Annotated in this window: 10 protein-coding genes; 1 reads left to right on the top strand and 9 read right to left on the bottom strand. The window is 37.1% G+C overall.

Translation table 11 applies throughout. The annotated features are described in order from the left end of the window. Positions 1-104 precede the first annotated feature (104 nt). The 9 genes from H9Q20_RS12630 to H9Q20_RS12590 all read right to left on the bottom strand — a co-directional run bounded on the left by H9Q20_RS12630 (position 105) and on the right by H9Q20_RS12590 (position 11,390). Positions 105-251 (bottom strand): hypothetical protein, encoded by a 147-nt coding sequence (locus H9Q20_RS12630; protein ID WP_187477964.1) that lies wholly within the window; start codon positions 249-251, stop codon positions 105-107. A gap of 221 nt (positions 252-472) precedes the next feature. After that, complete coding sequence (locus H9Q20_RS12625) at positions 473-1,546, bottom strand: diphosphomevalonate/mevalonate 3,5-bisphosphate decarboxylase family protein (protein ID WP_187477963.1); 1,074 nt, start codon at positions 1,544-1,546, stop codon at positions 473-475. Between the two features lie 34 nt (positions 1,547-1,580). Beyond that, complete coding sequence (locus H9Q20_RS12620) at positions 1,581-3,341, bottom strand: AMP-dependent synthetase/ligase (RefSeq protein ID WP_187477962.1); 1,761 nt, start codon at positions 3,339-3,341, stop codon at positions 1,581-1,583. Then, complete coding sequence (locus H9Q20_RS12615; protein ID WP_187477961.1) at positions 3,341-4,342, bottom strand: NAD-dependent epimerase/dehydratase family protein; 1,002 nt, start codon at positions 4,340-4,342, stop codon at positions 3,341-3,343. Before H9Q20_RS12615 ends, H9Q20_RS12620 begins: the two co-directional genes overlap by 1 nt. An 89-nt stretch (positions 4,343-4,431) precedes the next feature. Then, entirely contained in the window at positions 4,432-5,463 is a 1,032-nt protein-coding gene (locus H9Q20_RS12610; protein WP_410369581.1) for a phytase, read from the bottom strand. A gap of 12 nt (positions 5,464-5,475) precedes the next feature. Then, positions 5,476-8,292 (bottom strand): TonB-dependent receptor, encoded by a 2,817-nt coding sequence (locus H9Q20_RS12605; protein ID WP_187477960.1) that lies wholly within the window; start codon positions 8,290-8,292, stop codon positions 5,476-5,478. A gap of 196 nt (positions 8,293-8,488) precedes the next feature. Then, positions 8,489-9,265 (bottom strand): alpha/beta fold hydrolase, encoded by a 777-nt coding sequence (locus tag H9Q20_RS12600; protein ID WP_187477959.1) that lies wholly within the window; start codon positions 9,263-9,265, stop codon positions 8,489-8,491. Between the two features lie 112 nt (positions 9,266-9,377). Then, positions 9,378-10,097 (bottom strand): pyridoxine 5'-phosphate synthase, encoded by a 720-nt coding sequence (locus H9Q20_RS12595; RefSeq protein WP_187477958.1) that lies wholly within the window; start codon positions 10,095-10,097, stop codon positions 9,378-9,380. Positions 10,098-10,127: 30 nt separating this feature from the next. Next, the gene (locus H9Q20_RS12590; protein ID WP_187477957.1) at positions 10,128-11,390 is read right to left on the bottom strand and encodes a mechanosensitive ion channel family protein; all 1,263 of its coding nucleotides are present in this window, start codon (positions 11,388-11,390) and stop codon (positions 10,128-10,130) included. Between the two features lie 73 nt (positions 11,391-11,463). Here H9Q20_RS12590 and H9Q20_RS12585 point away from each other — a divergent pair, with 73 nt between their 5' ends. Then, a complete protein-coding gene (locus H9Q20_RS12585) occupies positions 11,464-11,952 on the top strand; it encodes a DUF456 domain-containing protein (protein ID WP_124641824.1) in 489 nt (162 codons plus the stop codon). Positions 11,953-12,020: the final 68 nt, after the last annotated feature.

Below are 12,020 nucleotides of genomic sequence, written 5' to 3'. Positions count from 1 at the left end.
TGACAAAGATATAAACTAATTCCCAATTTGGGAAAATTTTACTAAAATTTATGATGATAGTTTGGTAAGGATTTTTTCTAACTGCCTATTAGCAATAGCCCATATTATGGATTTAGCATTACGATTTTGTCCTCACGAATGACAACAATTTTACTTTTTTTCTCTTTTTTGAATTCTATCATTTTTTCATAGGCTTTTTCAAGACCTTTCAAAATTTTAGTTCTTCTTAAATTTTTAGCTTCTTGTGTCATGATATTGATTTAATTCATTAAATTTTAATTGATTGTGAATGATGATATCTTCGCCGATATTCTCCTCAGCAATTAAAATGTGTTACCTTCAGAACTGTCTAAAAGTCTCAATTTATCGAGAGTCCCTAGTCCTGATTGCAGTGAAAATCCTTTTGTGAGGCACGAACAAAAGATTGCAACGGAAAGCAGGAAATAGCTCCTAAAAAAATGCTATTTTAGTATCAAAACCTCATCACATCTTTCACCACTCCACCGTTTTGGGTATGCGGAAGAAGTTCTGTGTTGATAAAATTTTTGATGGCTTCTGCATTTTGATTTTCAGGGAAAAGCACATGGACATTGGCACCAGCATCCAATGTAAAAAACACGGGATTTTGGGTTTCTTTTCTGTATTCCCAAATTTTGTTGATGACTTCCATAGTTCCGGTTTTCATCAAGATAAAAGCCGGTTCGCTCATCATCATCATGGCATGAAGGGTGAGCGCTTCGTGCTCTACCAGTTGGATGAACTTTTCCATATCTCCGGATTTCAAAATGTCTTTCAGCAAGAAAAAATTTTCTTTGGCTTCCTGAAATCTTCTTTCAGCATAAGGATTGGTATTCATCAACCCGTGTCCCACGGTGGAAGAAACGGTTTTCTGACCTTCGTGGATGAGTAAAACCCAGTCGTTAAATTTCTTGAATTTCGGGTGGATTTCGTCTTCAGGATACGGCACGGCAAAAAGATCTGAACTGCCATTCACCGTTTCTGTTTCGCCCCAAACGATCAATCCGTTGTACAAACTTCTGCACGCCGAACCGGATCCCAAACGGGCAAGGAAAGATGCTTTTTTGGTTGATGGTTGTTGGTTGTCGGTTGTTGGTTGTTGGTTTTCTGAAGCGAAAATGTTATCCAAAGTCATCAAGCATTGGGCAATGGCACCAAAACCGGATGCCGAACTGGCAATTCCGGAAGAGTGTGGGAAGGTATTTTCTGTTCGGATGATGTACTTTCCTTTGAGAATCCAAGGGAGATACACTTCGATATTTTTGAAATATTTTTCTATTTTCTCTGCAAATTTTTTCTCTTCATTTCCTGCCAAAAAAGTCTGAACAGAAAAATCCTCACCAGCCACAAACTCCATTTTGGTGATGGTTTTGCAACGGTTCAGGGTGTAGGAAATGCTTGGGTTTGCCGGTATTTGGTTAGCATATTTTCCCCAATATTTTATCAGGGCGATGTTGCTGGGGCAAGATGCCGAAGCTTCTGCGGAAAAAATTTTGTATTCTTTATTTGATGTGAACTCTTGTGTCATGGTTGGGTTTAAAAAAAATCAAATTCAAAAAAAATTAGGCATACATCTCATCAATCAGGGATTGGTATTTCTGTAAAACGATGTTTCTTTTAATTTTTAATGTTGGGGTAATTTCGCCAGAAGAAATCTCAAATTCTGTAGGCATCAGAATAAATTTCTTCACCTTTTCCACACCGGAAAGCGATTGTTGTACTTCGTCAATTTTTTCTTTATACAACTCCTTTATTTTAGGCAAATCAATGATCGACTTCCAATCGGTGAATGGGATATTCAAGTCCTTTAATTTTTCTTGTAAAAATTCAAAATTAGGAACGATCAATGCAGAAACAAAAGGTTTGTCTTCGGCAATCAGCATCACCTGTTGTATGTAATTGTTGTTGGAGAGCAAGTTTTCTATCGGTTGTGGCGCTATGTATTTTCCGTTGGAAGTTTTCATCAGATCCTTTATTCTATCGGTGATCACGAGGTTTCCACTCTCATCAAATTTACCGGCATCACCCGTTTTGAACCAGCCGTCTTCTGTAAAAACCTTTGCCGTTTCTTCGGGTTTGTTGTAATATCCTTTCATGATGCCATCGCCTTTTGCAAGGATTTCATCGTTTTCATCAATTTTAATTTGAGTATTGCCAAGAGGTTTTCCTGCCGTTCCGTGTTCATAATTTTTAAAAGGAAAAGCCGTAAGCGTTGCCGTAGTTTCTGTAAGTCCGTAGCCAACGGTGATGTGGATTCCCATGGCATCGAAAAACTTTGTCACCTCTGCAGAGATAGACGCTCCACCACAAGGCATAAACCAAAGATTTCCACCCAATTTATTCTTGATTTTGGAGAACACCATGGCATTGGCGATTTTATTTTTGATGCCTAAAACAAAAGGTATATACTGATTTTTTCTCTGCAACTCTGCCACTTCACCGCCAATTTTCAATGCCCAATTAAAAATTTTCTTTTTAGAATCGGATCCCGAAGCTACCATTTCTTGGATACCGCCGTATATTTTTTGGTAAAATCTTGGTACCGAACACATCAAACTCGGCTTTACCTCGGTTAAGGCATGAGCGATGAGTTTTGGGTTTTCTAAAAATGAAACTTTGGCTCCACCGTAAAGGCAAAGCAATGTCCAACTTCTCTCGAAAACATGGGTTAGTGGAAGGAAAGCCAAAGAATGTTCGTTTACGAAATTATCGAATTTGAAAAATTCAAAATGAGAATCGACGCATTTTTGGAAATTTCCGTGGGTAAGCATCACTCCTTTTGGGACTCCAGTAGTACCTGAAGTGTAGATGAGCGTTGCAATGTCATCGTCATTTCTATCGACCACTTCAAATTTTTCTGAAGCCGGTTTCATAAAATTTTCCAGATACTCGGTATTTTCTTTCTTAATCCATACGGATTTTTTGATGACCAAAATTTTCTCTAGAAATTGAGATTTCTGTATAATTTCAAAAGCAGCATCGTACTGTTCTTGGTTGCCCACCAAAATAATTTTGGCCTCAGAATCGTTCAAAATATAAGCTGCCTGATCTTGATTGTTGGTGGCATAGATCGGCACTGTTACTGCACCTAGAGCCATAACGGCAAGGTCAAAACAAATCCATTCGGCGCAGTTTTCAGAATAGATGGCTACTTTGTCGTTTTCTTTTATGCCATGTTCTCTAAGAGCATTGGCTGTTTTGCAAACGATGGTACGGAAAACCGACCAATTGATTTCTTTCCATTCGTTGTCTTTCTTGAAGCCTAAAGCCGGTTTTCTAAGATAGACATCGGCATTTTTATGGATAAATGAGGTAAAATTCATTAGGATTTTTTAGTATAATTGCTCAAATGAAACTTCAAACTTTCCATGACCGGAATGAATTGATAGTCCAATTGATTGATGATTTTTTTATTGGAAATTTTGTTGTTAGAAGTCAGAGCTTCGATGTTGACTTTGTTCATCAACCTAAAAATTGGAAAGGCCCAACCCAATATGGCATTGAGAAAAACACCGATTTTTAAAATGGAATTGGATAAAACCTTTACCGTACCCAACCCTGTATTTTCCCTTACAAAACTGGCTACTTCTGAGATTTTCTTAGCTTCTGAAACCAGGATAAATCTTTGGTCAAAAACTTCTTGATCCATCAATGTTACCGCAATTTTTGATACATCCCGAACATCGACATAAGATGTTGAACCGCTAAAAGAAAAAGGAGTTTTCTGAAGTTTTTCAAACAATTCTCCAGAGCTGGAGTTCCAATTTCCGGAACCGATGATGACACCGGGATTTACGATGACCACTTTTAGTCCTTCGGCAGAAGCTCGCCACACCTCCATTTCTGCAAAATGTTTGGATTTGGCGTACGCCGAATGTTCTAATTTGGAATTAAAATCTGAATCTTCATCCATTTCGCCCACATCATTCACCCCATCCAAAACAGCGATAGAAGATATAAAGCAAAATTTTGTAACCGATGAATTTTGACAAGCGTACAACAATTGCTTGGTTCCTTCAATATTGGTTTGGTACATTTCCTCTTTGTCTTTGGGATGAAAACTGACTTTGGCGGCACAATGATAGACTTCTGAAATGCCTTTTACAGCGGCTTCTAGAGAATGTATATCTTCAAAATCACAATCTACCCACTCTATTTTATCAAAATAATAATCGGGTTGTTCGGTATAAAAGGCAAATGATTTTCTGACTTCTTCTACATTTGAGCTGGGTCTTTTGGTTGCACGAACGGTTTTACCTTGTTTCAGCAAATCCAAAACAATCACTCGACCCAAAATCCCAGTAGCACCGGTCACTAATACCATAAAAATTACTCTTAGTGCAAATATAACTAAAAAACCTTGCTTCAACATACATGAAACAAGGCTTTGTAAAAAAGTAAAAAAAAATGAAATTATTTTATTGTAGGGATTTTAGACTGTAGATCCCTCCAATCATAGATGTGAAAAACTTTACCATTAGACATGGCTACGAATATACCTTTCGGGAATTTTTCTCCTAAATTAACCGCAGTAACCTCTGAGCCGTCACTTTCTGAGGTAGAAACCGGGATTTCGGCAATTCTCCCTTTTGCTGGATTCTCTCTAAGATAGACATTAAACGAGTCTGCTTGTTGATTGGACACCAAAATATATCCTGTTTTTTCTGAAGTTGGATAAATTGAAATCCCTTCTACATCAGCTTTGAAATCGCCTTTCCCAAACACCAAAAGCTCTTGATTTCCCATTTGAGGATCTGCATAATATTGGTGCACACCGAAACCTTCATCAGAATAATAAATGAAGCCTAACTCATCGTCTACGGCAATGCTTTCTATTTCTTTCAGTCCGCTGTAGTTACCAAATTTTCTTACCACCTCAGCGCCGATTCTTCCGTTTTGAACAGTCAGTTTATATTGCCAAAGATAGGTTCCTGAGGGACCATTTTTCCTTCCTACCACAGCAAAAAACTCTTGGGTCTGTGGATTTTTATAGAGGGAAATCCCCATTGGGTCTCTCATTTGTTCACCATCGAAAACAGAAAACGAACCAACTTCTGTAAGATCAGGTAAAGAATAGATTCTTACCCTATTGGTTTCTCTCTCTGTAAGTGCAGCGATGTCTATTTTTTTCCCATTCAAATCAAATCCATATCTGATATCGACATTATTGGGTCTTTTAATATTCAAGACTTTGTTCACAATTTTTCCGGTAAGGTCGTAAGCAAATAATCCACCCGTTGTTTCTTTATCTGTGCCAAGAATCAAACTTTTGCTAGGATCTGTGGGATGAATCCAAATTGCAGGATCATCGGTATCGTGGTTTACTTTTTCTGTAATATAAACGGGTTTTAATCGATCAGATTTAGACAGAATGCCTTGGCTACTGCAACTCGCTAAAGTGAAAGCGATGAGTAAACAACTGATTTTTTGATGTATTTTATTCATTGTTTTAAATTATTAAAAATCAAACTTTAGACCAGCAGTAAATCTAGGTTTATAATACTCCATCTGCATTGTTCTGGAGGCAACACCTTGGTAATACCTTAAAGGTTGATTGGTAAGATTATTAGCTTCTACAAATATTCTTATCCAAGAATTTACAGAGTAAGAAACATTGGCATCTAAGAAAGTCTGTTTATCATAAAATCGATCTTCAAAATCTGAACCACCCAAAGTATCTAAGTAAGAGGCGGTGTGATTAAGAGAAACTCTAGCAGAGAACTTTTTATTTTCCCAAGAAAGCGAAGCATTGAACATGTGAGGCGCAGTACCAGGAAGCATAATTCCTTCTCTTAGATCTCCATCTTCATTATAAATTCCTTTAGCTTTAGATTTGGTATAGGTATAGTTGGCATAAACTCCCAAATTCTTTAGGAAACCAGGCAAGAAATCCAATTGTCTTTGTACCCCTACTTCGAAACCATAAACATTAACAGATTCTCCATTTTTAGGTTGCAGGAAGGTGTATTTATCCCCTGGAGTTAAAGTATTGGGAAGATCCGGGAATATTTGTCCAAATTTTTCATGATTAAAATTTTGGTCTCTATAATCATAGATAAAATCATTAATTTTTTTGTAGAAACCACCAATAGAAAATAATCCAACAGACTTGAAGTAATACTCTCCCATTACATCAAAATTATGTGCGAATGACGATTTTAGATTGGGATTACCAGCAGTAATATCTCTATCATCTGGGATTACACCCACAAAAGGAGAAAGCTTATAGTAGCTAGGTCTAGCCAATGCTGTAGAATAAGCTGCTCTGAGCACCAAATTATTCACTGGAGTGTATTTGAATGCTAAACTTGGTAAAACATTGGTATAATCATTTTTCAATTTTCTAGTTGAGGTAAGAGTTTCTTCATCTTCAACCACATTTCCAGAATAGTTTGTATGAGTATTCTCTAGTCTTACCCCAACAATCATAGAAAGCTGGTCTGTAAAGTTTTGATCCCATCTAAGATAACCGGCATAGATTTTTTCGTCTGCAGAGTAATTTGCAAAAAGATACTCAGATGGTTCTGTACTTTGTTTGAAAACGTTGGTATTATGAAGATCTAAGTTCCCTAGGTACTCTGAACTCACAAAATAACCAGGTTCGTATTTTGAGTTTGGATTAAAGTTTTCACCAGACCAAAATACAGTATTGGTTTTGTCCATGGTATCCATGTTAGAGCCAGTGGGTTTGTATGAAAAGAAATCATTATTTCTCTCTTTGGTTTTCAACCTTGCTTTTGCACCAAATCTCAATCTACCTTTTTGACCGTCAATAACTGAAAACGGCAATCTAAAATTGACCTTAGCCGTAATTTCTTCTTCAAAAGTATGTCCATTTTGATCGGTTAGATCTTGTAACTTAAATTTATTAAGAGCAACTGGCGAAATTGGTTTTAAAAGAGGTTCTTCTGGTGAGTCAAAATTCTTATCGAATTTAACATCCTTCACTTCATAGGAAATATATCTTTCATTAGGTCTTTTTTCTGAAGCTTTAGAATAAGATGCTCCCCAGTTCATTTCTAATTTTGATCCCAAAACATGCTCCCCTGTAACCGAATAATTTTGCATAATTTGTCTTTCAAGACGCGTATTATCATTCAGGTTATTATTGATACCTCCTTTGGTTTGACGATTTATTCTCCCTTTAAATCCAGAGATAATGGTTTCGTCAGCATCCGCATATTCTGGTGTAATCTTCTTGATGCGTTCTCTGTATCTATTTTCCCAATCGTCTCTCCAATTGTACATAGCAGAAAATCTGATTTTATTTTTTTCATTGAACTTAAAATCCAAATCGGCACCGAAGCTTTTTCTTTCTCTACGCACATCATATTTCCTGATGTCCATTTCTTCTATGTACACATTTCCCGCATCGTCTTTCGCCCAAACTGCTTCTACATTATCAGATCCGTAGATATTATTATTATAAGAACCATTAAGGACAAGACCTAATTTTTTATCAAAAAATCGGTTACTATAGACGAAACTGGTATTCACAAGTGCCTTTTCTCTTATTGGGTTATAACCAGAGGCTGTTGTTAAAGATATTCTTTCCTTATCAGATGCGCTTCTGGTAACCAATTCTACAGATCCGCCGATAGCATCTGCATCTTGGTCGGAAGTTAGCGTTTTGTTTACTTCTACCAATTGAATCATATCCGAAGGGATAAGATCCATCTGAACTCTTCTGTTGTCGCCTTCTGCAGACGGTATTCTGTTTCCATTTAAGGTTACAGAGTTGAGTTCTGGCGAAAGACCTCTTATGATGATATCTCTGGCTTCGCCTTGATCATTTTGCATGGTAATCCCGGGTACTCTTTTCAATGCATCTCCGATGTTAGAATCTGGAAATTTACCCATCTGATCTGCAGAAATAATGTTTGTAATATTAGGATTACTCTTCTGTTTATTAAGTGCTCTCGCTTGATTTTGAAGGTTGAACCCAAACAATTTCACCTCTTGAATTTCTTTTTCTTTTGGATCAAAAACAATATTCTGACTCGTATTTTGATTAGATTCTACCTTCAGGTTATACTCTTTTGTACCATATCCCAGATAATCCACTTTCATGGTATATTGACCATTTGGAACATTAAGAAAAATAAAATTTCCGAAATCATCAGAAACCGTATAAATGTTTCCTGGTGTTAAAGTAATTTTGGCACCGGGCAAAGCAATTTTAGAGTTATCGTTAATGTTACCAGAAACAGTTCCTGTCTGTGCATGAAAGTACAAAGCTGCACAAAGAAAAACAGTTGTGAAAATTCTTTTCATATCGTTTATTTAGTTCCTGCAAAACTAGATTCATCCGACAGAAAATATTTTAACTAAATTTTAACAAATTATGAATTTTAACAAACTAAAAAAAGCAACAACATAACCATAACAATCTTTGCAGTAATTATTTATGAGATAAAAAAAAATGCAAGCACCTGAGCTTGCATTAATAGTATGTTAATCTCCTATTAGGCTACCGAACTAAAAAATCTTTTACAGCCTGATTAAAATCCTTAGGGTTTTCTGCCTGAACCCAATGTCCGGCGTTGGCAATGTGTATGATTTTCGAATTGGGGAATTGTTGCTTAATGAGAAATTCGTCTTGAGGTAAAATGTAATTGGATTTTGCACCACCCAAAAACAAAGTTTCCCCGGAAAATTGACCAAATTTTATCGCCGAAGCCACAAAATCGTTGTATTTCTCGGCCAATGTTTTTAGGTTGAACCTCCACGCCAGATTTTTCTCTTCGGTCCAATACAGGTTTTTAGCCAAAAACTGAATCACCGATTTTTCATGGATGTATTCAGAAAGAATTCCTTCGGCTTCTTGTCTGGATTTTACCACAGAAAAATCCACAGATTGTAAGGCTTTTATGATGCCTTGATGATGCGGTGGATAGGCTTTTGGAGCCATATCGACCACGATGAGTTTTTCAACTTTTTCGGGATAAGTGATGGCAAATGTCATCACGGCTTTTCCGCCTAAAGAATGCCCCAGAAGATTAATTTTTTCCAAACCATGGGCCTCCATATAATTCAGGATATCCGCTGTCATGGCATCAAGATCCATCTCCTCCGAGTGGAAGGACTTCCCGTGATTTCTGAGATCCATAAGATGGGTGGGAAAAAGTTCTCCAAATTCTTTGCCGAAACTTCCCCAATTGTCGAGCATCCCAAACAAACCATGAAACACCAAAAGAGGTGTCCCCGTCTGCTCAGTTCCGTATATTTTTGAATGTAATAGGTTCATTTATTAAAGTTAAAATGTGATGAAGAGATTTGGTGATGGAGCTATAAAGTGATGAAGTGATGAAGTGATGGAGGTACAGTCTCATTTTCAAATACTGACAACCATCAACCAACTACCACTTTGCCAATCTCTTCAAATAGGCCTGAATGGTGTTTTCCAATCCCATGTACAAGGCTTCAGAAATAAGAGCGTGACCGATGGAAACTTCCAACAAATTTGGGATTTGGTCAGAGAAATATTTTAAATTCTCCAAACTCAGATCGTGTCCTGCATTGATGCCCAAACCATATTTTTCGGCTTCCAAAGCGGTTTCTACATACGCTTTTATCGCCTCTTCTTTGTTGATGCTGTAATTTTTTGCGTAGGCTTCGGTATAAAGTTCTATCCTATCCGTACCGGTTTCGGCGGCAAATTTTACCATTTCCGGATTGGGGTCTAAGAAAATTGAAGTTCTGATGCCTGCATTTTTAAATTCAGCAATCACGGATTTTAAAAAATCCTGATGTTTTTCGCAATCCCAACCTGCATTGGAGGTGATCGCATCATCGGCATCCGGAACCAAAGTGACCTGTTCGGGTTTCACTTCCAATACCATGTCGATAAAGGGACGGTGCGGATTGCCTTCGATGTTAAATTCGGTTTTCACCAAAGGTTTCAGATCATAGACATCTTTTCTGGTAATGTGTCTTTCATCCGGTCTTGGATGTATGGTAATGCCTTGTGCACCGAATCTTTCGGCATCTACAGCTACTTGGGTTACACTTGGGACATCGCCACCACGGGCATTTCTCAGGGTGGCAATTTTGTTGATATTAACAGAGAGTTTGGTCATTCGGTTAACGATATGGGTCTTAATTAAAAATTATTTTACACTGGTTTGCATGACTTCCAACTCAAATTCTTGAGCCGCAGTCAGGATGTGATCGAAAATGTCGGCTTGGATTTTTTCATAATCCACCAGTTCGGCTTTGTTGGCAAAACAGTAGATTTCTAAGGGCAAACCTTGAGGCGAAATCTCCAACTGGCGCACCAAGACAATCTCATCGGCATCGACTCTTGGGTTGTTTTTGAGGTAATTATAAACATAATTTCTGAAGAGTCCGATGTTGGTCAATTGCTGTCCATTAATCAATCGATTGGCATTGCTAATGCCTTTTTTAGACTCGGCAATTTCCTTTAGTTTTTTATCCAAATATTCAGAAATCAGGTTGATGTCTTTTACTTTTTCATAAAAAGTTTGATCGACAAATTTGAACGATTTTATGTTGAAATAGATGGATCTTTTTATTCTTCGACTGCTTCCTTCGTACATAATTTGATGATTTCTAATTTCAGTAGAAAGCAAATCGTAGGTTGGAATGGTGGAAATGGTTTTGTCGAAATTCTGAATCTTAGTGGTCAACAAACTGATGTCCTGCACATTACCTTCAATATTGTATTTAGGAATCCCAATCCAATCGCCCACTTTCAGATTTTTGGAAGTCGAGACATGGATACCGGTGATGATTCCTAAAATGGTATCTCTAAAAATGAGAACAATAACGGCGGTCATGGCGGTTAAAGACCCAAGAATGGTACTTGCAGAAATACCAAAAATGGTGGTTACAATAAGGAAAATAAAAATAATGGCCTCAATAATTTTGAGCGATTGAGTGATGGCTCTATGTCCAGTTATCCGATAGTAATCTTCTTTTAAGATAAAATACCGCTCGATAGAATTGAGTATTCTTTTGTAAAGAAACCATCCTGCAATAATCATTAACACATAGAACAGCCTTTCTAAAAAAACATAACTTTTGGGATGTCTGTAAAATATAGAATCTATTAATTGTTTGGTGAAGAGCAAAGCCAAAAAATTAGAAATGGAATTGAGCATTTTACTTTGATACAAAGCCAAAACGACCGGTTCTTTTTCATATTTTTTTGAAAACAGATAATGAGCACCGTTTAGGGCCAACTTTATGATGTAATTCATCAAAATAAGAACCCCAAGCAGAAACAAAAATTTAACAGAAATCTGCAACAAAAGAACGAAATTATCGGCCACATGATCCTTTATAAGATAATGTATCTGGTCGCTTACGGTCCTAAAAAGGCCTTTGGTATTCTTCAGTTCGTCGTTCATAAGAGCAAAAATAAGAAATTTAATAGGAGAAAAGATTATTTCCGTATTTTTATCTTTCAAATTAAAACACAAAATGGATTCATCATTGGTCATTTTCATCAGCCTAATTCTACTAATCATCGGATTAATGGGGACGGTACTTCCGGTTCTTCCCGGGCTTATTGTTAGTTTTTTAGGAATTTTACTTTACAAATTCGGGACAAGCAACGACATGCCGATGCTTTATGTTTGGCTTTTTGGTGCGCTTACAATAACTTCTGGCATCCTCAACTATTGGGTTCCGGCAAGGACCAATAAAAAATACGGCGGCACACGATGGGGTTCCGTTGGCTCTTTTATAGGGACTCTTATTGGTTTCATTTGGATTCCCATTCCGTTTGGTTTTCTCATCGGGATGCTTTTGGGCGTTTTTCTTGGCGAATTGTTACACGATATTAAGGATAAACAAAAAGCACTTAACTCTGTAAAAGGTGCTTTTGTAGGCTTTTTCATCTCCACGGGGTTTAGCTTTATGATTGGTTTGGCGATGTTTTTGGTTACTGTTTATTATGCTTTTTTTTAGTTCATTAAAATCCTAATTTAAAATGAAAACAACCATCCGTAACATAGGTAAAATAGTATTTTTTTCAA

The sequence above is a fragment of the Amniculibacterium sp. G2-70 genome (genome assembly GCF_014353055.1).
Taxonomy (GTDB): domain Bacteria; phylum Bacteroidota; class Bacteroidia; order Flavobacteriales; family Weeksellaceae; genus Amniculibacterium; species Amniculibacterium aquaticum.
The sequence above is the reverse complement of the archived record's forward strand: the minus strand, read 5'-3'. Positions and strand labels throughout refer to the sequence as shown.

Coding starts and splice junctions, on each gene's coding strand:
- H9Q20_RS12620 (WP_187477962.1), bottom strand. CDS start 3,341: ATGAATTTTACCTCATTTATCCATAAAAATGCCGATGTCTATCTTAGA.
- H9Q20_RS12625 (WP_187477963.1), bottom strand. CDS start 1,546: ATGACACAAGAGTTCACATCAAATAAAGAATACAAAATTTTTTCCGCA.
- H9Q20_RS12630 (WP_187477964.1), bottom strand. CDS start 251: ATGACACAAGAAGCTAAAAATTTAAGAAGAACTAAAATTTTGAAAGGT.
- H9Q20_RS12605 (WP_187477960.1), bottom strand. CDS start 8,292: ATGAAAAGAATTTTCACAACTGTTTTTCTTTGTGCAGCTTTGTACTTT.
- H9Q20_RS12595 (WP_187477958.1), bottom strand. CDS start 10,097: ATGACCAAACTCTCTGTTAATATCAACAAAATTGCCACCCTGAGAAAT.
- H9Q20_RS12615 (WP_187477961.1), bottom strand. CDS start 4,342: ATGGTATTAGTGACCGGTGCTACTGGGATTTTGGGTCGAGTGATTGTT.
- H9Q20_RS12610 (WP_410369581.1), bottom strand. CDS start 5,463: ATGAATAAAATACATCAAAAAATCAGTTGTTTACTCATCGCTTTCACT.
- H9Q20_RS12600 (WP_187477959.1), bottom strand. CDS start 9,265: ATGAACCTATTACATTCAAAAATATACGGAACTGAGCAGACGGGGACA.
- H9Q20_RS12590 (WP_187477957.1), bottom strand. CDS start 11,390: ATGAACGACGAACTGAAGAATACCAAAGGCCTTTTTAGGACCGTAAGC.
- H9Q20_RS12585 (WP_124641824.1), top strand. CDS start 11,464: ATGGATTCATCATTGGTCATTTTCATCAGCCTAATTCTACTAATCATC.